General features: G+C 68.8%; 22 protein-coding genes. 7 read left to right on the top strand and 15 right to left on the bottom strand.

Translation table 11 applies throughout. From position 1 onward, the window contains the following. Positions 1–4 precede the first annotated feature (4 nt). Positions 5–1,435 carry a polyprenol phosphomannose-dependent alpha 1,6 mannosyltransferase MptB gene (mptB, locus tag AB0P21_RS16175; protein ID WP_363697318.1) on the top strand — a complete coding sequence of 477 codons (1,431 nt, stop codon included), beginning with the start codon at positions 5–7 and terminating at the stop codon, positions 1,433–1,435. On the opposite strand, the gene menD is transcribed toward mptB, so the two are convergent. The 3 genes from menD to menE are packed head-to-tail and all read right to left on the bottom strand — an operon-like array spanning position 1,422 to position 5,082. After that, complete coding sequence (gene menD / locus AB0P21_RS16170; protein WP_363697316.1) at positions 1,422–3,062, bottom strand: 2-succinyl-5-enolpyruvyl-6-hydroxy-3-cyclohexene-1-carboxylic-acid synthase; 1,641 nt, start codon at positions 3,060–3,062, stop codon at positions 1,422–1,424. The two genes, mptB and menD, sit on opposite strands and share 14 nt — an antisense overlap. Next, the gene (locus AB0P21_RS16165) at positions 3,059–3,985 is read right to left on the bottom strand and encodes an o-succinylbenzoate synthase (protein ID WP_363697314.1); all 927 of its coding nucleotides are present in this window, start codon (positions 3,983–3,985) and stop codon (positions 3,059–3,061) included. Before AB0P21_RS16165 ends, menD begins: the two co-directional genes overlap by 4 nt. Then, on the bottom strand, positions 3,982–5,082 hold the full coding sequence (gene menE, locus AB0P21_RS16160) for an o-succinylbenzoate--CoA ligase (protein ID WP_363697313.1): 1,101 nt from the start codon (positions 5,080–5,082) through the stop codon (positions 3,982–3,984). Before menE ends, AB0P21_RS16165 begins: the two co-directional genes overlap by 4 nt. An 89-nt stretch (positions 5,083–5,171) precedes the next feature. On the opposite strand from menE, the gene AB0P21_RS16155 reads away from it, so the two are divergent. Next, positions 5,172–6,044, top strand: a complete 873-nt coding sequence (locus tag AB0P21_RS16155) for a 1,4-dihydroxy-2-naphthoate polyprenyltransferase (RefSeq protein WP_363697311.1) — start codon at positions 5,172–5,174, stop codon at positions 6,042–6,044. A gap of 4 nt (positions 6,045–6,048) precedes the next feature. Here the strand turns inward: AB0P21_RS16155 and AB0P21_RS16150 are convergent, their stop codons facing one another. Further along, on the bottom strand, positions 6,049–7,170 hold the full coding sequence (locus AB0P21_RS16150; RefSeq protein ID WP_363697309.1) for a PLP-dependent cysteine synthase family protein: 1,122 nt from the start codon (positions 7,168–7,170) through the stop codon (positions 6,049–6,051). A gap of 105 nt (positions 7,171–7,275) precedes the next feature. Here AB0P21_RS16150 and AB0P21_RS16145 point away from each other — a divergent pair, with 105 nt between their 5' ends. Together AB0P21_RS16145 and AB0P21_RS16140 are read left to right on the top strand one after the other, a co-directional pair. Beyond that, a complete protein-coding gene (locus tag AB0P21_RS16145; RefSeq protein ID WP_363697307.1) occupies positions 7,276–8,292 on the top strand; it encodes a M48 family metallopeptidase in 1,017 nt (338 codons plus the stop codon). A gap of 53 nt (positions 8,293–8,345) precedes the next feature. Further along, on the top strand, positions 8,346–8,828 hold the full coding sequence (locus AB0P21_RS16140) for a GNAT family N-acetyltransferase (protein ID WP_363697305.1): 483 nt from the start codon (positions 8,346–8,348) through the stop codon (positions 8,826–8,828). A 58-nt stretch (positions 8,829–8,886) separates the two neighbouring features. On the opposite strand, the gene AB0P21_RS16135 is transcribed toward AB0P21_RS16140, so the two are convergent. From AB0P21_RS16135 to AB0P21_RS16125, 3 genes are all read right to left on the bottom strand, one after another. After that, positions 8,887–10,443 (bottom strand): MFS transporter, encoded by a 1,557-nt coding sequence (locus AB0P21_RS16135; protein WP_363697303.1) that lies wholly within the window; start codon positions 10,441–10,443, stop codon positions 8,887–8,889. 62 nt (positions 10,444–10,505) lie between these two features. Continuing rightward, positions 10,506–11,117 carry a TetR/AcrR family transcriptional regulator C-terminal ligand-binding domain-containing protein gene (locus AB0P21_RS16130; protein WP_363697302.1) on the bottom strand — a complete coding sequence of 204 codons (612 nt, stop codon included), beginning with the start codon at positions 11,115–11,117 and terminating at the stop codon, positions 10,506–10,508. A gap of 125 nt (positions 11,118–11,242) precedes the next feature. Then, positions 11,243–12,451, bottom strand: coding sequence for an MFS transporter (locus AB0P21_RS16125; protein WP_363697300.1), 1,209 nt, complete (start codon positions 12,449–12,451; stop codon positions 11,243–11,245). 57 nt (positions 12,452–12,508) lie between these two features. On the opposite strand from AB0P21_RS16125, the gene AB0P21_RS16120 reads away from it, so the two are divergent. Next, positions 12,509–13,486: a winged helix-turn-helix domain-containing protein gene (locus AB0P21_RS16120; RefSeq protein WP_363697298.1), complete on the top strand. Its 978-nt coding sequence runs from the start codon at positions 12,509–12,511 to the stop codon at positions 13,484–13,486. A gap of 11 nt (positions 13,487–13,497) precedes the next feature. Here AB0P21_RS16120 and AB0P21_RS16115 read toward each other — a convergent pair whose 3' ends face one another. Genes AB0P21_RS16115 through hemL form a run of 7 tightly spaced genes read right to left on the bottom strand, consistent with a single transcriptional unit; the run spans position 13,498 to position 19,601 of the window. Next, the gene (locus tag AB0P21_RS16115; protein WP_363697297.1) at positions 13,498–13,749 is read right to left on the bottom strand and encodes a DUF4229 domain-containing protein; all 252 of its coding nucleotides are present in this window, start codon (positions 13,747–13,749) and stop codon (positions 13,498–13,500) included. Between the two features lies 1 nt (position 13,750). Further along, positions 13,751–14,731 carry a c-type cytochrome biogenesis protein CcsB gene (gene ccsB, locus AB0P21_RS16110; protein ID WP_363697295.1) on the bottom strand — a complete coding sequence of 327 codons (981 nt, stop codon included), beginning with the start codon at positions 14,729–14,731 and terminating at the stop codon, positions 13,751–13,753. Next, a complete protein-coding gene (locus tag AB0P21_RS16105; protein ID WP_363697293.1) occupies positions 14,728–16,296 on the bottom strand; it encodes a cytochrome c biogenesis protein ResB in 1,569 nt (522 codons plus the stop codon). The genes ccsB and AB0P21_RS16105 overlap by 4 nt, the downstream gene beginning before the upstream one ends. 1 nt (position 16,297) lies before the next feature. Further along, a complete protein-coding gene (locus AB0P21_RS16100; protein WP_363697291.1) occupies positions 16,298–17,017 on the bottom strand; it encodes a cytochrome c biogenesis protein CcdA in 720 nt (239 codons plus the stop codon). Positions 17,018–17,044: 27 nt separating this feature from the next. Continuing rightward, entirely contained in the window at positions 17,045–17,617 is a 573-nt protein-coding gene (locus AB0P21_RS16095; protein WP_363698432.1) for a TlpA disulfide reductase family protein, read from the bottom strand. After that, positions 17,617–18,240 (bottom strand): histidine phosphatase family protein, encoded by a 624-nt coding sequence (locus tag AB0P21_RS16090; protein WP_363698430.1) that lies wholly within the window; start codon positions 18,238–18,240, stop codon positions 17,617–17,619. Before AB0P21_RS16090 ends, AB0P21_RS16095 begins: the two co-directional genes overlap by 1 nt. Positions 18,241–18,278: 38 nt before the next feature. Beyond that, entirely contained in the window at positions 18,279–19,601 is a 1,323-nt protein-coding gene (hemL, locus tag AB0P21_RS16085) for a glutamate-1-semialdehyde 2,1-aminomutase (protein WP_363698429.1), read from the bottom strand. A 271-nt stretch (positions 19,602–19,872) separates the two neighbouring features. Between hemL and AB0P21_RS16080 the strand changes: the two genes are divergently transcribed. Next, positions 19,873–21,255 carry a lytic murein transglycosylase gene (locus tag AB0P21_RS16080; RefSeq protein ID WP_363697289.1) on the top strand — a complete coding sequence of 461 codons (1,383 nt, stop codon included), beginning with the start codon at positions 19,873–19,875 and terminating at the stop codon, positions 21,253–21,255. Between the two features lie 150 nt (positions 21,256–21,405). Here AB0P21_RS16080 and AB0P21_RS16075 read toward each other — a convergent pair whose 3' ends face one another. After that, entirely contained in the window at positions 21,406–22,368 is a 963-nt protein-coding gene (locus tag AB0P21_RS16075) for an LLM class F420-dependent oxidoreductase (protein ID WP_363697287.1), read from the bottom strand. Here AB0P21_RS16075 and AB0P21_RS16070 point away from each other — a divergent pair. Further along, the gene (locus AB0P21_RS16070) at positions 22,359–23,165 is read left to right on the top strand and encodes a hypothetical protein (RefSeq protein WP_363697285.1); all 807 of its coding nucleotides are present in this window, start codon (positions 22,359–22,361) and stop codon (positions 23,163–23,165) included. The two genes, AB0P21_RS16075 and AB0P21_RS16070, sit on opposite strands and share 10 nt — an antisense overlap. Positions 23,166–23,169: the final 4 nt, after the last annotated feature.

The following is a 23,169-nucleotide window of genomic DNA, read 5'->3' as shown; positions in this document are numbered from 1 at the left end:
CGGCATGCGAGTGCCGTCGGCGTTGGTTCGTGGGGTGACCGGGTCCTGCATCGTCGCCGTCGCATCGCTGGTGACTTCAGTAGTGCCGGAGTCCTCGTGGGTCGCGGCGCTGCCGATCGCCAGTGACCTGCGGGCGACCTTGCCCGGGCGGATGACCGGGCTGACCTTCATGGTCGCCGGCCTCGGTCTGCTGGTCTGGGCGTGGCTGTCGGTCGGCCGCCAGGTGCTAGCCGGCCGCCAATACCGCCTGACGCCGTACATCGTCTGGACCAGCTTTCCGCTGCTCCTCACCCCACCGCTGTTCAGCCGGGACGTCTGGAGCTACGCCGCCCAGGGCGCGCTGGTCGCCGAGGGCTACGACCCCTACAGCGTCGGGCCCGGCGTACTGACCGGCCCCATCGCCGAGGCCGTCGACCCGATGTGGATGCAGACCCCAGCGCCGTACGGCCCGATCCCCCTCGCGTACGGCGGGCTCGCAGCCCGCCTGACCATGGACCCGTACGTACTGATGCTGGCGCACCGCCTGCTGGCAGTAGCCGGCATCCTGCTGATCGCCTGGGCCATCCCGCGGCTCGCCACCGCCTGCCGGGTCGATCCGACGGTCGCGACCTGGCTGGTCGTCGCCAACCCGATGCTGATCACCCACGGCCTCGGTGCCGCGCACAACGACATCCTCATGCTGGGCCTGGCCTGCGCCGCCTTCGCGCTGGCTCTGACAGGCCACTGGGGCACTGCTGCTGTACTGGCCGGCGCTGCGGCTGCCGTGAAGCTGCCTGGTGGTCTAGTAGTCATCGCCATCGCTGCAGTGATGAGCCCCTTGCCCGGCCGAGCCCGGCTGCGGATGGCGTCGCTGACCATCGCGGGGGTCATCTCAGTGCTGACCCTGGTGACCATCGGCGAGCTGGCCGGCGTCGGATCCGGTTGGCTGAACGCACTCGACGTACCCGGGCTGATCAAGTCGCCGCTGTCGATCTCCAACATGGTCGCGGTGGCGGCTTCCGGCGTACTGGGGTGGCTTGGTGAGGACACTGCTGCTCAGCAGGCGCTGCAGGTCGTGCGGCTGCTGGCCATGCTGCTGGCGATCGGCCTGATCGCAGTACTGGGGTTGCGGTCGACCATCCACAACGCTGCTCGGGCAGTGGGAATCGCCTTGCTGGCACTGGTCCAGCTGGGGCCTACAGCTCACGACTGGTACTTCATCTGGTGCCTGCCGTTCCTGGCAGTGGCACGCCCCGGCCGCAAGCTCACCACTGCCCTGATCGGCGTCAGCATCGTGCTGACCATCGCCTCGCCGCTCAACTCGTCGCTGCGCGGCGCAGTGATCCCGATCCTCGTCACGACGGCGCTGGTGCTTGTGGTGGTCGGCTGCCTGCTCGGCCGCCTCCGCACTCTCCAACCACCAGCGCCGGTGAAGGTCGCGGCTACAGTTGGCTGACTGCCTTGTGCAGCTCGGCCTGCAGGTCGCGATGGGTCGAGCGGTCGACCTTGACCTCCACCACGTCGATGCCGGCCACCGTGCGTGCCAGCACCTCTCGCAACTCGTCCACACTAGTCACCAGCCGGTACGGCGTACTGGTGGCCGCGCAGAGTGCCGCGAGGTCGACGTTGTGCGGCGTACCGAAGACTCGCTCGAAGTAGTCGGCGTGCTCGCCACCACCCTGCTCGAGCGTGGCGAAGATGCCACCGCCGTTGTCGTTGAGCACCACGATGCGCAGGTCCGGCCGCGCCTCGGCCGGACCGATGACCAGACCAGTGGCGTCGTGCAGGAAGGCCAGATCACCAACCAGCGCGTACGTCGCGCCTGCGTTGGCCAGTGCAGCTCCCACTGCAGTCGAGACCGTCCCGTCGATCCCGGCTAGGCCGCGGTTGGCCACTGTGCGGATCGGCACGACAGGAGCCAGGTCGAGGTCGCGCACCGGGTTGGACGAGGCAACGACGAGCATGCCGTCGGCACCCACCGCCTCCCCCAGTACTGCGGCAACCACCGGACCGGACAGCCCACCAGCTAGCACTTTGTCGATCGCCGGACGCGCCAGCTGGTCCGCGTGCTGCCAGCGACTCAACCAGTCGGTGTCATCCGTGCCGATCACCTCGAGCCCGGTCACCACCGAGGTCGCCCGGCGGCCCGCATCCGCCCACAGCCCGGTCGGCGCGACGACGATCACCTCGACCTCCGGGCGGGCCAGCAGCTTGGCGATCGGCCGCGACAGCGTCGGATGCCCGAACACCAGCACCCGCTCGATCTCGTCGCCCATTGAAGTTGCCGCCAGCAACAACCGGTACGCCGAGATGACGGCCGGCCCGGTCCGCGCCCGGCTGGACGGTTCGGCGAACAGCGGCCAGCCACCCGCTTCAGCGGCAAGGCGAGCGGACTGCGAGGCGCCGTCGCCGGCAACCACTACGGTCTTGGGCCCCGGCGCTACGGCCGACGGCTGCGCAGCAGTGGCGTGCACACTCGTCCACGGCCCAGTACGGCGGCCGTCGAGCGGCTCCGGCCAGTCACCGTCGTCAGTCGGCACCAGCGGCTCCACCAGCGGGCAGTTGAGCTGCACCGGACCAGGGTCAGCCGTGCGAGCACCCACTGCCGTCGACACTGCCCGGGAGATCTGCGAACGCCAGTAGGCGACCTGCCCCAGCTGCTTGCTCGGCGTACCGAGCTCGTGGAACAGGCGGACGGCATCGCCGAACACCTTGAGCTGGTCGGTGGTCTGGTTCGCACCGGTCCCCCGCAACTCCGGCGGGCGATCCGCACTCAGCACGATCAGCGGCAAGCCACTGTGGGAGGCCTCGAGGACTGCCGGGTAGAGGTTGGCGACCGCAGTACCGGAGGTTGTCACCACCGGGACCGGGAGGCCGGTGCCGCGGATCAGGCCGAGGGCCAGGAAGCCCGCAGTACGTTCGTCGATGCGCACGTGGAGGCGCAGGCGCCCGTCACGGTCGGCAGCAGCGAGTGCCAGCGCCAGCGGAGTACTACGGGAGCCGGGAGCCAGCACGGCCTCACGGACGCCGGACCTGATCAGCTCGTCGACCACCACTGTCGCGAATGCCGTGGACGGGTTCATTTGCTTCCTCTCAGTGCTTCTACCCTCGCGAACCGAGCTTCCCACTTCGCCGTGGTCGCTTGGTCGGCAGTTGGCAACTCTGGAGCCGGTACGAGCCGCTTCACCGGCAGGAACCCGTTGACCGGCAGCAGAGGCTCATTGACCACCTCTGCCGTGAACATGGAGACAGTCGCCAGGCCGCACGCGTACGGGAGCTCCGGTAGCGCTGCGGCGAGCGCCACCCCGGCAGCGATGCCGATGGAGGTCTCCAGGGCCGAGGAGACGACTACGGGCAGGCCGATCTGCTCGGCGATCTCCAGGCAGGCCCGGACGCCACCGATCGGCTGCACCTTCAGTACTGCGATGTCGGCGGCCTCGAGCTTCTTGACCAGCAGCGGGTCCTCGGCCCGGCGGATCGACTCGTCCGCCGCAACCAGCACGTCGGTACGTCGCCGTACGGCTGCCAGGTCTTCCACCGAGGCGCAGGGCTGCTCGACGTACTCGAGGTCGAAGCGGTTGAGTTCTTTCAACGCCCGCAGGGCTTCCTCGACGGACCAGCCGCCGTTGGCGTCGACGCGCACTCGCCCGTTGCCGATGGCATCCCGGACAGCCTCTACTCGCTCCAAGTCGTCCTGCAGCGTCTGCCCCGGCTCAGCCACTTTCACCTTCGCCGTGCCGCAGCCAGAGGCTCGCACGATCGCCGCCGCCTTCTCCGGGCCGATCGCGGGCACCGTGCAGTTCACCGGGATCTGTGACCGCACCGGCGCCGGCCAGCCGACCTCAGCAGCCTCCCGGGCAGCTCGCAGCCAGGACACGCTGGTCGCGTCGTCGTAGTCCAGGAACGGACTCCATTCAGCCCAGCCGGCCGGTCCCTCGAACAACATCCCCTCGCGGACCGTGATCCCGCGAAACTTGTTCTTCAGCCCGATCGCATAGGTGATCACCGCGCCCCCTCCACCAGTCGCTGCCGATCAACCTTGCCCGAAGCAAGCATCGGCAGTTCGCTCAGCACGACGACCTCCCGCGGCGCCCAGGTCCGGGGCAGCGTCTCGGCAACGAAGTCCCTTGCCTCGTCCCGAGCTAGGTCCCCCACGACAAACGCGACCACCCGCGAACCCCACTCGGCATCAGGGACCCCCAACACCACGGCATCCTTCACGTCCGGGTGCTCCAGCAACCGCGCCTGCACAGCAGTCAGCGTGACGTTGACGCCACCCGAGATCACCACATCGTCGACCCGCCCGACCACCCGCAGCCGTCCGTCGACGAGCTCCCCCCGGTCCTGGGTCCGGAACCACCCGTCCTGCAGCACCTCCGCGGTCACCTCGGGCTGCAACCGATACCCAGAGAACAGCGTGGGCCCCTTGATGAAGATCCTGCCTTCCTCGATCCGCAACGCCGTGCCGTCCAACGGCCACCCGTCGTACACACACCCGCTGCCGGTCTCCGTCATCCCGTACGACGGGATCGCGGTCACCCCCACCGCTGCGACCTTCGCCTTCAGCTCGGCCGACATCGCCGCCCCACCGATGACGATCGCGTCGAAACTGCGCAGCACCTCGGGGTCCGTCTCCAGATACCTGGCCAGCTGCGTCGGCACCATCGCCGTGTACCGCCGCTCCCCGGTCAGCGCCTTCGCCCCAGCGGCGAACGACGGGTGATCAGCAGCGACAACCGGCGCATACCCAGCCAGCACCGACCGCGTGAGCACCTGCAACCCGCCCACGAAGTACGGCTGCATCGGGAGCAGCCACTGCCCCGGCCCGCCCAACCGATCGTGAGTGGCCGTAGCGGAGGCGACCAGCGCGGCAGTGGAGAGCAGCACACCCTTGGGCTCGCCCGACGACCCGGAGGTCGCCAGCACCACCCCGACGTCGTCCGACTCCAGCGGCTCGTCCGGCGCCACCGCCTGCCGGACTCGCGCGGCAGCGGCAGGATCACTCGGCAGCGGGGCGAACGCAGTACCGGTGCCGTCCAGTAGGCCGGTCAATGCCGACAGCACGGCATCCGGGGTGCCAGGGACCAGGCGCAACGTAGACATATCCCTCCGAGCGTACGGCGCGACCCGCCCGGCCCCGCAGCCTGTGCCGCCTGCGAGTCCCGGCCGAGCGGCTGACAGAATCGTTTGCCATGGCTACCCCTGCCCAGTGGATCGAAGGCGCTCGCCCTCGCACCCTGCCCGCCGCGATCGCCCCAGTGCTCGTCGGTACGGGGGCAGCCGGCTTCCTCGACGCCTTCGTCTGGTGGAAGGCCCTGCTCGCGCTGGGTGTGGCCCTGCTGCTCCAGATCGGCGTCAACTACGCCAACGACTACAGCGATGGCATCCGCGGTACCGACGAGAACCGGGTCGGCCCGCTGCGCCTGGTCGGCGCCAAGGTGGCCAGCCCGCAGCAGGTCAAGACAGTGGCGTTCACCTGCTTCGGGGTGGGCGCAGCACTCGGTCTGGTGCTGGCCGCGACCACCACCTGGTGGCTGCTGGTCCCCGGTGCCGCCTCCATCCTCGGCGCCTGGTTCTACACCGGCGGCAAGAAGCCCTACGGCTACCGGGCGCTCGGCGAGATCAGCGTCTTCCTGTTCTTCGGCCTGGTCGCAGTACTCGGTGCTACGTATGTCCAGGCCGAGAAGCTGCACTGGACGGCAGTAGCCGGCGCTGTGTCGATCGGGAGCATTGCCTGCGCGCTGCTGGTCGCCAACAACCTCCGCGACATCCCCACCGACTCGGTGACCGGCAAGCGCACGCTGGCCGTAGTACTGGGTGCTCCCCGCTCCCGCCGCCTGTACGCCGGGCTGATCGCGCTCGCCTTCATCCTGGCGGCCCTGTCGGCCCTCGCGACTCCCTGGGCGCTGCTCGCGCTCCTCGCGCTGCCGCTGGCCGCCAAGTCGGTCAAGATCGTCGTGAGCGACGCCGTCGGCCCGGCCCTCATCCCGGTGCTGCAGGGCACCGGGCTCACCGAACTGGTCTACGCGATCGGCCTGACGGCCGGCCTCTTCCTCGGCAACTGAGCAGCTAGCGGACCGGCTCGCGCCAGCGCCCGGACTGCACGAAACCCTCCAGCGTCTCCGTGTACGGCGCCAGATCGATCCCGTTGCGCTTCAGCCAGTCGTCGTCGTAGTACGTGTCGCTGTACCGGTCGCCGCTGTCGCACAGCAGCGTGACGATGCTGCCCTCCACGCCCGTACGCCGCATCTCCGACGCCAGTCGCAGCGATCCCCACAGGTTGGTCCCGGTCGAGCCGCCGACCAGCTTGCCGGTCACCTTGGAGCAGAACCGCATCGCCGCGATCGAGGCGGCGTCCGGGACCGCGATCATCCGGTCGACCACGCCGAGCACGAACGACGGCTCGACCCGGGGCCGGCCGATGCCCTCGATCCGCGACGGGCGACCGGTGGCGAAGTCGCCGTCACCGGACTCGAAGGCGGGGAAGAAGGCCGAGTTCTCCGGGTCGACCACGGCCACCGAGGTGTCGTGGCGCTGGTAGCGGACGTACCGGCCGATGGTGGCCGACGTCCCGCCGGTGCCGGCACCGACCACGATCCAGGTCGGGACCGGGTGGTGCTCCAGGCTCAGCTGGCTGAAGATCGACTCGGCGATGTTGTTGTTGCCGCGCCAGTCGGTGGCCCGCTCGGCGTACGTGAACTGGTCCATGTAGTGGCCGCCGGTCTCCTCGGCCAGCCGCTTGGCCTCGCCGTAGATCTGGCCGGACCGCTCGACGAAGTGGCAGCTGCCGCCGTAGAACTCGATCAGCTCGATCTTCTCCGGGCTGGTCGAGGCCGGCATCACGGCGATGAACGGCAGCCCGAGCAGCCGGGCGAAGTACGCCTCGCTGACCGCGGTGGAGCCGCTGGACGCCTCGATCACGGTGGTGCCCTCGTGGATCCAGCCGTTGCAGAGCGCGTACAGGAACAGGGACCGGGCCAGCCGGTGCTTGAGCGAGCCGGTCGGGTGCACCGACTCGTCCTTCAGGTACAGGTCCACGCCGACCGCGGGCGGCATCGGGAACACGTGCAGGTGCGTGTCGGCGCTGCGGTTGGCATCGGCCTCGACGAGCCGAATCGCTTCGGAGCCCCAGATCCGAGCCTTGTCGTCGCGCCGATCCACTTCTCGTGACGGCACTGGGCGGTTACTCATCTGGCCAGGCTAGGACAGGACGCTCTGTTTCGGTATTCCTACTCTCTGCAACCGGACCCCTGGCGAGCTAGGTTGGACGCCACACAACGACCCGGTGGGGGAACGATGAGCGAGAACGACGAGCGGCCGACGCGGCAGCGGGCGACCTTGACCGACATCAGCTCGCGGGCCTGGGAGCACCCTGCCGACCGGGGCGCGCTGGTCGCCCTGCGGCAGCTCAAGGGCTTCGACTTCGTCCTGCGGAAGATGTCCGGGCTGATCAACGAGCGCGCCTTCCGGCTGCAGTTCCTCGGCTCGGCGATCCGGGTCGACGAGCGGCAGTTCCCGAAGATCCACCGGCTCTACACCGAGGCCGCGACCACCCTGGACGTCCGCAAGCTGCCCGAGCTGTACGTCACCAACAGCCCGATCTGGAACGCGATCACGATCGGCATGGACAAGCCGTTCATCGTGCTGAACAGCGCCCTGGTGCAGGGGCTCGACGACGAGGAGACCCGGTTCGTCCTCGGCCACGAGCTCGGGCACGCGCAGAGCGGTCACGCCCTCTACCAGTCCCTGCTGCTCTGGCTGATGCGGCTGACCGGCGCGGTCAACTGGATGCCGATCGGCGCCTTCGGGCTGCGCGCGATCATCGCCGCGCTGCACGAGTGGTCCCGCAAGGCCGAGTTGTCCGGCGACCGGGCCGGGCTGCTCGCGGTACAGGATCCGGCTGCAGCGCTGCGCGTGCAGATGAAGCTCGCCAGCGGCGGGCAGCTCGACCAGCTCGACACCACTGCCTTCCTGGCCCAGGGCACGGAGTACGAGAGCTCCGGCGACCTGCGCGACAGCGTGCTGAAGCTGCTGCTGCTCGAGGCGCAGACGCACCCGCTGGCCGTCATCCGCGCGCACGAACTGCGCCGCTGGGTGGACGAGGGCGAGTACACCCAGATCGTCTCCGGCACCTACCCGAAGCGGCAGGACGACGGCGACGCCTCGATGTCGCAGGAGGCCAGGAACGCGGCCAAGTCGTACTCCGACTCGTTCGCCCGCTCCCAGGACCCGCTGGCCAAGCTGGTCCGCGACATGGGCGAGGGCCTCGGCGGCGTCCGCGACTGGGTCTCCTCGAAGTTCCCGCCCCGCTGACAGCGGCTGATAGTGGCTTGAAGGCAACCTCGCCGGCACGAGAGGGTGGCGGGGTGATCGAACTGAGGGAACTCACCCCTGACGACTGGCGGCTCTGGCGAGAGCTGCGGCTGGCCGCCCTCGAGGAAGCGCCGTACGCGTTCGGTTCGCGGCTGGCCGATTGGGTCGATGCCGAGGAGGAGCGCTGGCGGGCGCGGCTCAGCCTGCCTGCGTCACACAACTTCGTCGCCGTGCTGGACGGTACGCCGGTCGGCATGGCCAGCGGCCTGCAGAGCGGCGAGGACGGCGTGGTCGAGCTGGTCTCGATGTGGATCGCCCCGGCCGGCCGGGGTCGCGGCATCGGCGACCAGTTGCTGGCCAAGGTCGAGCAGACCGCCCGCGAGGCCGGCGCCAGCACCTTCCAGCTATCCGTTGCTGATGGCAACGACAGGGCGCACACCCTCTACCTGCGCAGCGGTTTCGCCGACACCGATCTGGAAGGCGACCTGATGCCCGACGGCGTCCACCGCGAGATCATCATGCGCAAACCCCTGTAGACACAACGAAGGGCCGCTTCCCCCTCCCGGGAAGCGGCCCTTCGCGTCTTCAGGAGCGTCAGCCCATGTGCACGGGCTTGCTCGTGTCACCCGCCAGGTCCTGGTGCTTGACCGACAGGCCGACCAGGGTGACGATCGCCGCGCCGACGCCGATCAGCGCCGAGACGAAGAACGCGGTGGTGAAGCCGTGCGTGGTGGCCACGGCGGTGGCCTGCTTCGCGAGCACGCCGGCCTGGTCGGGCGCGGCCTGCGAGGCCTTCGCCAGGCCCGGGGTGAGCTCGGCGAACTTGTCCTTGATCGCGTTGGCCGACAGGGTGCCGAGCAGCGCCAGGCCGATCGCACCACCGATCTGCTGGACCGTGTTCAGCACCGCCGAACCGACCCCGGAGTCCTCGTTCGCGACTCCGCTGACCGCGGTCAGGGTGAGCGGGACGAAGATGAGGCCCATCCCGAAGGCCAGCACCACGATGAACGGCAGCAGGTGGGTCAGGTAGCTGGAGTCCACCTCGAGCCGGCTGAAGCCGAACATGCCGGCCGCCATCAGCAGGCTGCCCGCTCCGGAGATCCAGCGCGGGTCCATCCGGGCGATCAGCGTCGAGGCGACCTGGGCCGCGATCACGATGCCGACGCTGAACGGGAGGAAGGCGAAACCGGTCTTCAGCGCGCTGTAGCCGAGCACGTTCTGGATGAAGATGCCGAGGAAGTAGAACATCGAGAACATCGCCGCGCCGACCACCAGCATCACGAAGAAGCTGACTCCGCGGGTCCGGTTCGCGAGGATCCGGAACGGCATCAGGGCGTGCTTCGAGCGGGACTCGATGACCAGGAACAGGGCCAGCACGAGTACGCCGCCGATGATGAACGCCAGCGTGCCGGCGTTGCCCCAGCCCTTGGTGCCGGCGTTGGTCAGACCGTAGACCAGCGAGGTCAGACCGACCGTGCCGGTGATCGCGCCCGGCAGGTCGAACTTGCCGTGCTGGCGAGCCGACTCACCGAGGTACCGCAGCGCCAGCACCGCGACGATCAGGCCGATCGGGGTGTTGATGAAGAAGGTCCAGCGCCAGGACGCCTCGGTCAGCGCGCCACCGAGGATCAGGCCGACAGCGGCGCCGGCGCCGGACATCGCGGCGTACACGCCCATCGCCCGGTTGCGTTCCTTGCCGGCCGGGAAGGTGGTGGTGATCAGCGCGAGCGCGTTCGGCGAGGCCGCCGCGGCCGCGAGACCCTGCAGGATCCGGCTGGCGAGCAGCACGCCCTCGCTCTGCGCGATGCCGCCGACGAACGAGGCGACGCCGAACAGCACGACGCCGAAAATGAAGACCTTGCGACGGCCGAGGATGTCCCCGATCCGGCCGCCGAGCAGCAGCAGACCGCCGAAGGCCAGCGCGTAGGCGTTGACCACCCACGGCAGGGTGGCGTCACTGAAGCCGAGGTCCTTCTGGATGTGCGGCAGGGCGATGTTGACGATGGTGCCGTCGAGCACCACCATCAGCTGCGCCATGGAGATCAGCGCGAGCGCGATGCCGAGGTTGCGGTGGCCGTGGGCTCCCGGTTCGGCCACCGTGTCGACCGGTCGCCCCCCTGGCGAGTCGGCCCTGATGACGTCTTCAGACATGCTGGAAAATCCCCTCTTGGGTGTTACTGGCTTGGTGGTTGGCTGGTCCGGCACTGGCCGGCTCAGCTCACCTGCGACCCCCGCGCCGCAGGCAGGATGACGTGATCGATGACCCGGAGGACGAAGTCGTCGGTCGGCTCGACGCCGAGCACGAAGGCGTTGTGGATGACGACGGCGGGCAGCGTCATCGAGAGCATCGCGATGTCGACGTCGGCGGCGATCTCACCGCGCTCGACAGCGCGCTGGTAGATCTCGCTGGTGACCGCGATCCGGGGTGCCAGGAACTGCTCCTGGAACGCCTTCTTGAGGTCCTCGTCACGGTGCAGCGCGGTCAGCAGACCGGCCATCACCGACATCGGCATCTCGGCGGTGAACCCGTCCTCACCGCACGACATCGCGATCAGGTCGCCGCGCAGACTGCCGGTGTCGACGCCGGTCGGCACCGGACACCCCTTGGCCCGGCTGATCGCGTCGACGACCAGCTCCGCCTTGGTCGACCAGCGCCGGTACAGCGTCGCCTTGCTGGCCTTGGCGGCCGTCGCCACCGCGTCCATCGTCAGCCGGTCGTAGCCGAGCTCGGCGAGCACCTCGACGGTCGCGTCGAGCAGCTCTTCCTCGCGGCCACCCTCGACCCGCGGCCGCTGGCGTGGCCCTGCATCGGCGACATCGGTCATGATCTGCGCATCACCCTGAGTAGTTGGTTGGTAGCTGATAGAACGAAACGGTTTCGTTTCATCCACCACGTTACGACTCATGTGAAGGAATGCACAAATGATTTTCGGAGAAACTTGTGCGTGGCCTACGTCACTGTGTGTACCAGTTCGGCGCTGGTATCAGCACGTCCCGCCTGGATCGCGCGCTGAACTCCGCGGGTCAGCCCAGCAGTGATCAGCAGCGAAAGGACGGCCATCACGGCCATCGCGAGGTTGATCGCCAGCACCTCGCCGATCAGGCCGGCGATCACGGCCGCCACGCCCTGCATGGTCGACTGTCCGGCGCTGTGCAGACCGAGTGCTTGGCCGCGGACCTCAGGGGCGGTGAGCTCCACCAATCTCTCCTGGAGCAGCAGGCTGGCACCGAACCCAACCGAAGCGATCAAGACCAGCACCGCCACCAATGGGAGTCCTGGCTTGAAGAAGAGCACCAGATAGGGCACGGCCAGCAGCACCTGGAGCGGTTGCGCCAGCCGCACCCGCCAGTGGGCTTTGAGGAAGCGGCCGACCCCGACGTCAGCGGCGAGCATGCCGATCGCCCCGGCGACGAACAGCAGCCCGGCGGAGTGCCCGGCGTACGGGACGAACAGGGCCTCGGCGCCGACCACGAGGCCGTTGGGGATCCACATGGCCAAGTAGAGAGCACGGCGGCTTGGGTCGGCGAGCAACTGGCGGTTGACGACCCACGTACGCCGGAGGCCGGGTCGGTGATCCGATCGCGCCGGGCGCTCGCGGAGGCCGAACCGGAGTACGACAGCGGCAGTGACGGCCAGAGCAGCCGAGGTGGCGAAGATCTGGGTCGGCGAGAGCCATTGCAGCAGCAGACCACCGAGGCCGAAGCCGGCGATCTGCATCGCGCCGACCGAGGCGTTCATCAGGGACCGGCCGAGCACGTAGCTCTCGGCCGGCAGCAGGTCGCCGAGCAGTCCCCAGCGCAGACCGCCGCCGATCGAGAACAGATAGCCGACCCCGACGACCACCCCGATCCGCCAGCCGACCGGCAGCCCGGGGATCGCCTGAACGCAGGCCGCGAGCGCCGAAACCGCCGCCAGCAAGGACAATCCGCGCCGCGGAGCGAGCCCGTCGGCCGCCGACATCAGGGTCATCGACCCCACCACACTGGCGAACGCGGCGCCGAACAGGCTCAGCGCCGTTAGCAGCGGAGACCCGGTTCGCTCCTGGACCAGCGTGGCCAGCGCGAGCCCGGACATCGTCATCCCGGCGACGGTGGCGCAGTTGCCGAGGAACAGCGCGCGGAACTCCCGCACGCGCAGCAGGTCTTGGTAGGTGTGCATGACCTCAGCGTGTTGGCGACCTGCCGAGATCCGTAGAGTTTCGTCAGGAGGCGAAACATGGGCATATGGCGGATCAACGCGGACCTGCTGGCCAGGAGCTCGTTCGGCCTGTCCGAGATGGTCGAGACGGTCGGCGCCCTGAGGTTGCTCGCCGTCGGCCAGACCCAGCCCTGGCAACGGGAGTGGCGGGATCGGCACCTCCCCGCGTTCCAGGCGATGCTCGACGCCTTGCCCGTCACCGCCGCGATCGCCGAGCACTCCTTCGGCCCCGGCTGGACCGCCGACTTCCTCACCCGGGCACCACGGCGACTGGGACTGCCCTTCGAGGCGGAACTCGAGACGTTCGGCAGCTATACCGATGACCAACTCCGCACCCACCTGTACGACGTACGCCAGGCCAAGCTGCCCCCGATCCTCACGGCGTCCTCCCCGACCGACCGGGTCCTGGTGGACGCCGCGGCCGAACTCGTCAGCTGGGTGTGGACCCAAACAGTCCAGCCGGACTGGGACCGACGCCGCCGAGTACTGCGCTCCGACGTGGTCGCCCGCACCTCACGACTGGCCACCGGCGGCTGGTCCTCGGTGATCGACGACATGCGCCCCGGCATGCGCTGGCTCGGTGGCGGCGAGCTGCAGATCAACACCTACGGCTACCCGCCGCAGGACCTGCACCTGGCCACCGACCTCTACTTCATCCCCGCCCACTGCCCCGGCCGCGGCTGGTCGATGTGGGACGAGAAGACCCGCTTCGGCATCGTCTACCCGGTCACCGGCGTCTTCACCCAGGACCTCGCGCCGACCCCGGACGCGCTGGCCAACCTGCTCGGCCGCGGCCGGGCCACGCTGCTCACCCGGCTGGACTCACCGATGAGCACGACGCAACTCGTCGCCCTCACCGGAATGTCCCTCGGCGCCGTCGGCGACCATCTCAAGACCCTGCGGGAGGCCGGCGCGATCCAGCGACGCCGTTCAGCGCGCGAGGTCCTCTACTGGCGAACCACCCTGGGCGATCTGCTGCTGAGCCAGACCCAGTGAGTGCTTCGGGCTCAGTCCTCGTCCTCGGCGGTGCGAGCCGCTTCGATCCGCGACGTCATCCGGTCGGCGCGGGACTCGATCTTGCGGGCCAGGCGTTCGCGGGCGGAGCGCAGTACGAACAGGGAGAGGATCGAGGTGATCAGCAGCGCGACCAGGGCGATCGGCCAGGCGCTCAGCCAGGTGTGGAAGGCCAGGTAGAGGACGCCGAACGAGACGACGAACAGGGCCAGCCGCAGGCCCGTGTAGATGGCGAATTCCTTCATCTCAGAGCCCCGAGTAGGCGTGGAAGCCGGACAGCAGCAGGTTGACGCCGATGAAGTTGAAGAGGAAGACGAACCAGCCGACGATCGCCACGATGGCGGCGCGGCGGCCACGCCAGCCGGCCGTGGCGCGGGCGTGCAGGTACGCCGCGTAGACGACCCAGGTCACCAGCGACCAGACCTCTTTGGGGTCCCAGCCCCAGGCGCGGCCCCAGGCGTAGTACGCCCAGATCGGGCCGGCCACGAGCACGCCGAACGTCCACAGCGGGAAGGCGAACGCGTGCACCTTATAGGCGACCGCGTCGATCGCGGCCGACGACGGGACGCGCAGCAGCGCGGCCGACATCGACTTGCCGGTCTCGGCGGAGCGGCGCTCGGCGCGGTTCTTGATCAGGTAGAGCACGGAGGCCAGGCCACCGACGGTGAAGCCACCACCAGCGATCGCAGCCGCCGACACGTGGATGACGAGCCAGTACGAGTGCAGCGAGGGCAGCAGGTCACCGGCAGGCACATAAAACGCCAGTACTGCGAGGCCGAGCGTCCCGGCCAGCACGAACGTCACACCAAGCCCGAGCCACTGCAGCTTCTGCCGCTTGAGCATCACCAGGTAGACCGTGGCGACCGCCAGCGAGGCCGTCATCGAGAACTCGTACATGTTGCCCCACGGCACCCGCCCGGCGGCGAGTCCACGGGTCAGCACGCCACCGGCGTGGAAGACGAAGGCCAGGATCGTCAGAAGTACGCCGATCCGGCTGGCCTTCTCGGCGAACCCCGACCGGCCTGCGGCCACATCGGCATCCACCACGTCAACGTCAGCAGGAACCTCGGCGCCATCGGCCCCGACCAGTACCTTCTTCTCGGCCTTCGGCGTCACCCGCAGACCACTGGACCACTCGGCGGCGTGGGACATCAACGCCAGCGAGTAGACCACCGTCGCTGTCGGGATCAACAGGTTGGAGACGGATGCGAGGGTCGCCGATGTCATGCCTGCTCCTGCTTCTGGTTCAGGATCTTTGCGATCGCGTCGATCTCGTCGCCGAGGCCACGCTCCGGTCCCCGATCGAGTCCGGCGACCTCGACAACGGTACGCCCATCCTCGGTCCGGACCCGAACCCAGGTACGCCGGGGATGGATGAACAGCGAGCCCATCAGGCCGAGGATCATCAGCAGGATGCCGGCCAGCGCGAGGTTCAGTCCCGGGGTGTGGCTGATCTGCAGCTTCACCCACTGCTCGTACGAGTCGAAGGTCAGCGAGCCGCGGCCGTCGGGCAGCGTGATGCTCTGCCCGGGGCCGAGCTGGAACCGCAGTTTGTCGTCCTTGCCGTTGTCGAACTGGGTCAGCTTCGACTTGTCCAGCTGGTAGACCGACTCCGGCTTGCCGGTCTCGACACTCGGCCGGCCGTAGTACGCGGTCATCACCAGCGCCGGGTTGAGCGCCTCGGGGAAGATCGATCGCGGTCCGAGATCGTCGATCACCGCGGACGGCAGGAAGTAGCCCTCGAAGCCGAGCTGCTCGGGCCGGGCGTCCGGTGCCTTCACCACCCCGAAGGAGGAGAAGTTGGCATCCTGCGGCAGGAACGGCGCCGGCCCGGAGAACGCGATCTCGCCCTTGCCGTCCCGCACCGTCACCTTCGGCGCGTAGCCGTGGCCGAGCAGGTGCACCTTGGTGCCGTCGACCGACAGCGGGTGGTTCACCTGCAGGTCGCTCTTCAGCTCCGGCGACTCCGGCGTGACCTGGTAGGTGAGCTTGGCGTCGAAGGACCGGGCCGCGCCCTTCTGCGGGCCGTCGGTCTGGAAGGTCGCCTTGAAGGCGTCGACGGTGAGCGAGAACGGCGGCAGGTCGTCCGGCTTGAACGCGCGGCCCGGCGTGAAGTCGTCGTACTGCGCCACCGAGTTGGAGAAACTGTTGCCCACGACAACAAGCACGGTGCCGCGGTAACCGAACAGCGAGCCCCAGGCGATGCCGAGCAGGGCCAGGATCAGCGAGAAGTGGAAGAGCAGGTTGCCGGCCTCGCGCAGATAACCGCGCTCGGCGCCCAGCGATCCGTCGTACGACTCGACCCGGAAGCGGCGCTTGCGCAGCTCGACCCCGGCGGCAGCCAGTACTTCGGCCTCGCTCCGGTCCGTCTCGAAGGACTGGAACCCGGGCAGCCGGTTCAGGTTGCGCGGTGCCTTCGGCGGGCGGGCCCGCATCGCCTTCAGATAGACCTGCAGGCGCGGGACCACGCAGCCGATCAGGGAGATGAACAGCAACAGGTAGACCGACGAGAACCAGACCGACTTGTAGACGTCGAAGAGGCCGAGCTTGTCGTAGACCGGCGCCAGGTCGGGATGCGCGGTGTAGAAGTCCGCCACCTTGATCGGGTCGACCGGCAACTGCGGCACCAGCGACCCCGGGACAGCGCCCAGGGCGAGCAGGAAGAGCAGCACCAGCGCGGTCTTCATCGAGGTCAGCTGCCGCCAGGTCCAGCGCAACCAGCCGATCAGGCCGAGCTTGGGCAGGTCCGGCGGCGGGGTCGGGGTGTCGACCCGGTCCTTGACGTCCGCCATCTCAGACCGCCGATCCGAAGTTGGCGACCCATTGCCTGAGATCGGCGGTCATCGAGTCCCACACTCCTGTCAGCAGCAGTAGTCCCACGGCGATCATCAGTACGCCGCCGATCCGGATGACCAGCAGCTGGTGCCTGCGCACCCAGGCGACCGCGCCGAGCATCCGGCGGAAGGCCAGCGCGGCGACGATGAACGGGATGCCCAGCCCGAGGCTGAACACCAGCGCCAGGATCGCACCCCGCCCGGAGCTGCCCTCGTTCGCCGCCAGGTTCATCACCGTGCCGAGCGTCGGCCCGATACACGGCGTCCAGCCGAAGCCGAACAGTACGCCGAGCAACGGCGCCGCCGCGATCCCGACCGCCGGCACCCGGTGCACCCGGACGTCGCGCTGCAGAAACCCGAAGCCACCAAGGAAAACCAGCCCCAGCACGACGGTCACACCGCCGAGCACCTTGGTGATCACGGCCTGGTGCTCGATCAGAGCGTTGCCGGCGGCACCGAACAGCACCCCGGTCAGGATGAAGACCGCGGAGAAGCCGGCCACGAACAAGCTGGTCCCGGCCAGCATCCGGCCGCGCCGCTCGGAGCCGAGCTCGGCCGCGGACAACCCGGTCACGTAGGACAGGTAGCCCGGTAACAAGGGGACCACGCAGGGTGAGAAGAACGAGATAGCACCGGCCAGCACTGCGATCGGCAGTGCCACCAGCATCGAACCAGTCATCGACTGGGCGAACCACTCACCCACAGGTCAACTCGCGTCCTTCACCATTTCGAGCAGGGTGGTCTTGGAGACCTCGCCGACCACCCGGGAGGCCACCTTGCCCTGCTTGTCGATCACCAGCGTCGCCGGGATCGACACCGTCGAGATCTTCTGGCCGCGGAACAGCAGCAACTGCTTGCCGGCCGGGTCGAAGATGCTCGGGTACGGCACCTCGAAGGCCTCGACGAACTTCTTCGCCGGCGCCGGGTCCAGATCGCGGGTGTTCAGGCCGATGAACTGCACACTCGACCCGAGCTCCTTGGCGGCCGCGGTGAAGTCCGGCGCCTCCTTGCGGCACGGCGGGCACCACGATCCCCACACGTTCAGCACGACGACCTTGCCGGCCTGGTCGGAGAAGTTCCACTGCTTGCCGTCGAGCGTGGTGCCCTTGAAGTCGGGCGCCTTCTCCCGGTCGGCCGGCGCGAAGCTGGAGACCCGGCCGCTGCCGCTGACGAACCCGGTCTGGCCCTGCCGGCTGTCCTGGGCGTCCTGGCCGGACGAGCAGGCCGTGGCCGCCATCACGACGACGGCGGCGACGGACGCAGTACGGATGAAACCCATCACGCGCCGCCGGTGAACTTCTTCGGGTTCTTCACCGGCAGCAGGTCCTTGGCCGGTTCGGCGTAGCCGACCGAGACGATCGCGTCACCGTGGAAGGTGAACGAGGTCAGGCTGGCCAGGCTGCACTGCCGCTTGCGCGGGTCGTGCAGCATCCGGCGGTTCTCGACCGCGGACCGGACGATCCAGATCGGCAGCTGGTGCGAGACGATCAGCGCTTCGTGCCCGGCGGCCTTCTGCCGGGCGGTCTCGATCGCGTCCCGCATCCGGCGGACCACCTGGGCGTAGGGCTCGCCCCAGGACGGCTTCCACGGGTTCCGCAGCAGCCACCAGGCGCTGGGCCGGCGCAGCGCGCCGTCGCCGACACCGAACTTCTTGCCCTCGAACAGGTTCGCGGACTCGATCACCCGCTCGTCGATGTCCGGGGTCAGCCCGAGCGTCGTCGCGATCGGCTCCATCGTCTCCTGGGCCCGCTCCAGCGGCGAGCTGACCAGGTGCACGATGTCCCGGCCGGCCACGTGCTCGGCGACCCGGTCGGCCATCTTGCGGCCGAGCTCGGACAGATGGAAGTCGGGGATCCGGCCGTACAGCACTCCGGTCGGGTTGTGCACCTCGCCGTGACGCATCACGTGCACGACCGTCGTTTCGGTCACTGCCGGTCCCTTCAGTTCTCTACGGCCGCCGCTGCGCGAGCAGCGGACGCCAGTGCGGTCTCGAGCTGGGCCAACGCGTCGTCGTCGATCGCCGCGCTCACGAACCAGGCCTCGAAGGCGCTCGGCGGCAGGTAGACGCCGGCGTCCAGCATGGCATGGAAGAACGCGGCGAACCTGGGGAGTACCTGGGCGCCAGCCCCGGCGAAGTCCCGGATCTGTCCAGTACCTTCCGAGGACTCCACGAAGAAGACGCTGAAGAGGTTCCCGGCGTTCTGGATGACATAGGGCACACCTTCTTTGTCCAGCGCCGTCGCGACCAGCCGCTGGATGGTGTTCGACGTCTGGTCGAGCCTGGCGTAGACCTCGTCGGTTGCCAGCCGCAACGTGGTCAGGCCGGCCGTGGTGGCGATCGGGTTCCCGGAGAGGGTGCCGGCCTGGTAGACCGAGCCCTCCGGCGCCAAGTGGGCCATCAGGTCGGCCCGGCCGCCGAACGCCGCCGCCGGGAAGCCGCCGCCCATCACCTTGCCAAAAGTCATCAGGTCGGGCACGACACCGTCGACGCCGTACCAACCGGACTTGGTGATCCGGAAGCCGGTCATCACCTCGTCGGAGATGAACAGCGCGCCGTTGTCCTTGCAGGTCTTGGCCAGGAAGGCGTTGAAGTTGTCCAGCGGCGGGACGACACCCATGTTGCCCGGCGACGCCTCGGTGATGACGGCGGCGATCTGGTCGCCGTACTGCGCGAAGGCCGCGGTGACCGCCGCCTGGTCGTTGTAGGGCAGCACGATCGTGTCGGCGGTCGTTGCCTCGGTGACACCCGGCGTACCGGGGATGCCGAGGGTGATGACGCCCGAGCCCGCCTGGGCCAGCAGCGCGTCGACGTGACCGTGGTAGCAGCCGGCGAACTTCACGATCTTCGCCCGGCCGGTCGCGCCGCGGGCCAGCCGCAGCGCCGACATGGTGGCCTCGGTGCCGGACGAGACCAGCCGCACCTTGTCGACCGGCGTACGGGCGACGATCTCCTCGCCCAGCTCGACCTCCGGCTGGGTAGGCGTCCCGTACGACGTACCGCGGCTGACCGCCGCCTGGACAGCGGCCGTCACCTCCGGGTGCGCGTGGCCGAGCAGCATCGGTCCCCAGGAGCAGACCAGGTCGAGGTAGGTGTTGCCGTCGACGTCGGTGATGTGACATCCGTCACCCGAGGCCATGAAGCGCGGTGTCCCGCCCACCGCGCGGAAGGCGCGGACCGGGGAGTTCACCCCGCCCGGCGTGACGGCGGAGGCGCGATCGAACAGGGTGGCGGACTGCGAGGTGTTGTCGGGCACGGCGGCCATTCTCCCCGACAGACCAGTACGCCGAGTGGGCGGGGACCGTGACCCGATCGGGCACTTCTTCGAGTCAGCAGCGTCCGGGGGCTTCACTTGTGCGTTGTTACGCGCCAGTATAGGAACCCGGTAACCGACCGTGCACTCTCAGCGCCCATCACGTAACCCCACGCACGGCCCGGGCGTTAGACCTTCAACGGACGGTCACCGGCAGGAGATCGCAAGATTTGTCCGCAGCGTGGGGGCGGGGCAGGTCGATGAGTCACGGAGGGGATCATCGATGGCGAAGGGCAAGCGTCGCGCCATAGGCGGAGGCGGGTGGCGTCAGGTGGCGCCGCTGATTCCGCTGGCGCTGTTCGCGAGCGCGTTCACCGTCAGCGCCACGGACGACCCGGCGGTCGCGACCGCGGCGCTGGAGCAAGGGCTGTCCAGGAACAACCCGGTGGTGGTGCCGAAGACCGCGATCGGCGACCCGGCGAACGTGCCGGTGCCCGGTGCGATCGGCCACGGCGTCGATCCCGGTGAGCAGCCGACCCAGGTGGTCTCCGGCCTGTCCCGCAACGGCATTCCCACCGCGGCGCTGAAGGCGTACTCGCGGGCCCAGCAGGTGATGGCGCAGGCCGATCCGACCTGCCAGCTGCCCTGGACCCTGGTGGCCGCGATCGGCCGGGTCGAGTCGAACCACGGCCGGTTCGGCGGCAACTCGCTGCTGACCAACGGGGTCGCCACCCCGGGCATTCTCGGCCCGCGGCTGGACGGCATCAGCACGGCGAAGATCACCGACTCCGACGGCGGCAAGCTGGACGGCGACGCGGCGTACGACCGCGCGGTCGGGCCGATGCAGTTCATCCCGCAGACCTGGCAGTCGATGGGGGTCGACGGCGACGGCGACGGCGTGAAGAACCCGCAGGACATCGACGACGCGGCGATGTCGACCGCGGTCTACCTGTGCTCGGGCAACGGCAACCTGTCCAAGGCCTCGGACCTCAACGCCGCAGTACTGCGCTACAACCACTCCCAGCAGTACGTCGATCTCGTGGTCAGCATCGCCAAGGCGTACGCCGGGGGCAGCTGGATCGCCGTCGGCAACGGCACCGAGGGCGACGACCAGGGGGTCGACCGGGCCAACGGCCAGGTCGGTGACCCGAACGTCGATGCCCCGGCCGACGAGAACCTGCCGCAGGCGGTCGACCTGCCGACCTACCCGGGCGCGACGAAGCCGAGCCCGACCCCGACGAAGAGCGTGGTGCAGGGCGGCGACGGCAAGCCGACCACCAGCCCGACCAAGCGCCCGCCGACGACGAAGCCGAGCACGCCCGGCACCACCAAGCCGCCGACCTCGAAGCCGAGCACGCCGCCGACCAGCAAGCCCCCGACCACCAAGCCGCCGGCCGTCCCGCCGGTGGTGGCGAAGCTGCAGACGTCGGTCGGCCTGATCGTCGGCACGGTCGGCAGCACCCTGAGCGAGCTGACCAAGGCCACTACGTACTGCCAGTCGGAGCTGAAGAAGGTGACCATCACCCACCCGACCCAGGACCAGCTGCAGAAGTGCGTGACCGCGTTCCAGACCGGCGGCGTCAAGGCCGTCGATCAGGTGATCCGCAACCTGCTCTCACTGCTGGGCCTGCTCGGTGTCCTCGGCGGAGGCATCCTCGGCGGCTGATCTCCCCCTAGACCGGCGCGCCAGTTCCCACCCCTCCCCAGGCGCGCCCCTGGCGACGCCACGGAGCTCCTCCCCCCGACTCCGTGGCGTCGCTTCATTCTGGCCAAACGCTTACTTGAGGAACTTTCAGGTTCGCGCTCTTGTCTCGGCTCAGGCGAAGCGCTTGGTGACCTGTTCCATCCGGTCGACCAGCTCGAGGTCGTAGGCGACGCCGGGGACGTAGAAGATCACGTAGTCGGCGCCGGCCTCGAGGGCCGCCTCGACCTTGTGCGCGATCTCGTCCTCGGTGCCGATCAGGTTGTCCCGGTCGAACCGCTCGCGGTCCATCGGCCCGAGCGCCTTCGCGGTCGCCTTGGTGGGGTCGGCGCCCTGGTCGATCGGGAACGCGTTGATCCCGGTCGACTTGATGATCTCGTCGTAGTCCCGGCCGATCGCCTCGCAGTGCCCCTTGAGGATTGCCGCCTTCTCCCGGATCACCTCGGGATTGCCGCCGCCGATGTTGGCCGCGTTGGCGTACTTCGCGACCAGCTTGAGCGTGACGTTCGGGCCGCCACCGCCGATCCAGAGGCTCGGGTGCGGCTTGCGCACGCCCTTCGGCTCGTTGATCGGCTTGTCGATCGAGTAGTACTTGCCGTTGAAGACCGGCTCGTCCTCGGTCCACATCTTGTGGATGATCTCGGTGGCCTCGCGGAACGCGCCCATCCGGTCCTTCAGCTCCGGCCACTCGTAGCCGTAGGCCTTCCACTCGTGCTCGTACCAGCCGGCGCCCAGCCCGGCGTACAGGCGTCCGTGGCTGGCGACATCGACGGTCGACGCGATCTTGGCGTAGAGCGCCGGGTTGCGGTACCCGTTGCAGCCGACCATCTGCCCGATGTTCACCCGCTGGGTGTCGCGGGCCAGCGCGGCGGTCGCGGTCCAGCACTCGAAGGTGCTCTCGGTGCTGGGCTCCGGCACCGTGTGGAAGTGATCGAACAACCAGATCGAGTCCCACGACCCCTGGTCGGCCTTCTTGGCGACGGCCGTCATCGCCTCCCACTGCTCGACGGGGTCACTGAACCCCGCGAGATCCATCTTCCACCCCTGCGGAACGAACAATCCAAACCTTGTTGTCATCTCATCATCCAACCGGTGCGCGCCCCGGCCGGTCCAGCACCTCACCCACTGAATTCCTTCTCAATTACCGCACCAGGACTTCTGAATCCGAGGACCCGATCATCACGCCCAGCACGTTCGACCAGCTCTTCGAGTCCGCCGCGCCGCTGATTGCCAACGGCACCCATCAGCGCGACACCCCACCCGTGGAGGGCGGCCGCTGGCCGGTGAGCGTCGTACTACGCCCGCCCGCCGACAGCGCCCTGAGCCAGACGCTCGACCACCTGACCGCGGAGGCAGCAGCCCTCGCCGGCCCCGGACACTGGCAAACCGGACAGACCAGCTCCGCCCATCTCACCGTCCGAGCCCTCGAGTACTACCGCCCAGTGGTCGACCCCGACGAGCCGGTCATCAAGCGCTACCAAGCCGCCATCGAGCGCGCCGCCGCAACAGCCGGGCCGGCCCGGATCGCGGTCACCGGCCTCACCCTTACTCCCGGCACAGTGATGGCCTCAGCTGAAGCACTGGACGACCAAGCACCACGCCTCATGTCCCAACTCGCCGACGAGCTGGGCGACGACGGCTGGCACGAACGCGACTACGGCCGCGACATCTGGTACTTCAACCTCCTCCACTTCACCACCGACCTCCCCGATCCCACCCAGCTCATCGACTGGATCCGGGCACACCGCACCACCGACTTCGGCCAGGTCACCATCGACACCGTCGAACTGGTCCGCTTCCACCACTCCCCCGACGGCCCGCGGCCGTTCATGCGCCCCGAGGTACTGGGTGCTGCTTACCTCAGAAACTGCTGATCCG

Source organism: Kribbella sp. NPDC056861 (genome assembly GCF_040687575.1).
GTDB lineage: Bacteria > Actinomycetota > Actinomycetes > Propionibacteriales > Kribbellaceae > Kribbella.
Note: the sequence above shows the minus strand (reverse complement) of the source record. Positions and strands in the feature narration are given on the sequence as shown.

Bases quoted from the DNA above. Each gene is read 5' to 3' on its own strand.
- AB0P21_RS16135 (WP_363697303.1), bottom strand. From the start codon at position 10,443: ATGTCTGAAGACGTCATCAGGGCCGACTCGCCAGGGGGGCGACCGGTC.
- menE (WP_363697313.1), bottom strand. From the start codon at position 5,082: ATGTCTACGTTGCGCCTGGTCCCTGGCACCCCGGATGCCGTGCTGTCG.
- AB0P21_RS16080 (WP_363697289.1), top strand. From the start codon at position 19,873: ATGGCGAAGGGCAAGCGTCGCGCCATAGGCGGAGGCGGGTGGCGTCAG.
- AB0P21_RS16100 (WP_363697291.1), bottom strand. From the start codon at position 17,017: ATGACTGGTTCGATGCTGGTGGCACTGCCGATCGCAGTGCTGGCCGGT.
- AB0P21_RS16145 (WP_363697307.1), top strand. From the start codon at position 7,276: ATGAGCGAGAACGACGAGCGGCCGACGCGGCAGCGGGCGACCTTGACC.
- AB0P21_RS16105 (WP_363697293.1), bottom strand. From the start codon at position 16,296: ATGGCGGACGTCAAGGACCGGGTCGACACCCCGACCCCGCCGCCGGAC.
- hemL (WP_363698429.1), bottom strand. From the start codon at position 19,601: ATGGCCGCCGTGCCCGACAACACCTCGCAGTCCGCCACCCTGTTCGAT.
- AB0P21_RS16115 (WP_363697297.1), bottom strand. From the start codon at position 13,749: ATGAAGGAATTCGCCATCTACACGGGCCTGCGGCTGGCCCTGTTCGTC.
- AB0P21_RS16130 (WP_363697302.1), bottom strand. From the start codon at position 11,117: ATGACCGATGTCGCCGATGCAGGGCCACGCCAGCGGCCGCGGGTCGAG.
- AB0P21_RS16150 (WP_363697309.1), bottom strand. From the start codon at position 7,170: ATGAGTAACCGCCCAGTGCCGTCACGAGAAGTGGATCGGCGCGACGAC.
- AB0P21_RS16095 (WP_363698432.1), bottom strand. From the start codon at position 17,617: ATGGGTTTCATCCGTACTGCGTCCGTCGCCGCCGTCGTCGTGATGGCG.
- AB0P21_RS16120 (WP_363697298.1), top strand. From the start codon at position 12,509: ATGGGCATATGGCGGATCAACGCGGACCTGCTGGCCAGGAGCTCGTTC.
- AB0P21_RS16125 (WP_363697300.1), bottom strand. From the start codon at position 12,451: ATGCACACCTACCAAGACCTGCTGCGCGTGCGGGAGTTCCGCGCGCTG.
- menD (WP_363697316.1), bottom strand. From the start codon at position 3,062: ATGAACCCGTCCACGGCATTCGCGACAGTGGTGGTCGACGAGCTGATC.
- AB0P21_RS16075 (WP_363697287.1), bottom strand. From the start codon at position 22,368: ATGACAACAAGGTTTGGATTGTTCGTTCCGCAGGGGTGGAAGATGGAT.
- AB0P21_RS16090 (WP_363698430.1), bottom strand. From the start codon at position 18,240: ATGCGTCACGGCGAGGTGCACAACCCGACCGGAGTGCTGTACGGCCGG.
- ccsB (WP_363697295.1), bottom strand. From the start codon at position 14,731: ATGACATCGGCGACCCTCGCATCCGTCTCCAACCTGTTGATCCCGACA.
- AB0P21_RS16155 (WP_363697311.1), top strand. From the start codon at position 5,172: ATGGCTACCCCTGCCCAGTGGATCGAAGGCGCTCGCCCTCGCACCCTG.
- mptB (WP_363697318.1), top strand. From the start codon at position 5: ATGCGAGTGCCGTCGGCGTTGGTTCGTGGGGTGACCGGGTCCTGCATC.